We start from the raw sequence: 551 nt of genomic DNA on the forward strand, positions 1-551 counted from the left end.
AAGGCGCAATTGAATTGTCGCGTATCACTGACACGGTGAAATCAACGTCAGATGAGTTTTACCAGTCTCTGATTGCAGATCTCGAGTTCGCTACAGGTGCTTTTAATGAGTTCAGTCAGCGACTTGATGACGCTGTAGGGGATGTAACGCCTAGCTCATATATTTCAAAAAGAATTGAATCAATACACGCGGCACTTAAGCACTTGTTGGGTAACCGTTTTAAGGATAAGGATGAAGTCTCCATTTCTGACGAAAATGGTGATGAAGAGTTGGAAGAAGCGAGTCAACAAGCAGTTACTCACAACTCATCTGCGTTATTAGTTACAAACATGCAATCTCGAGAACAAGCTATTCAACAGTTGCAACATGTGGCGGACTTTTTTAGAGAAAGCGAGCCTCACTCACCAGTTTCTTACTCCATCGAACAAATTATTCGTTGGTGTGGAATGCCTCTGCCTGAATTACTGGCGGAACTAATCTCCGACGGAGACGCAAAACGAAGCTACTTCCGTTTGGTTGGCATAGCAGAACAAAATGAAAATTAATAAAGG

1 protein-coding gene is annotated in these 551 nt (G+C 42.6%); it reads left to right on the forward strand.

The window, feature by feature from the left end:
• A partial coding sequence (locus R7Z50_RS30150) for an ImpA family type VI secretion system protein (protein ID WP_411979543.1) occupies positions 1–545 on the forward strand: 545 nt, incomplete at its 5' end.
• Between the last annotated feature and the right edge of the window lie 6 nt (positions 546–551).

The sequence above is a fragment of the Vibrio sp. 1249-1 genome (genome assembly GCF_033340495.1).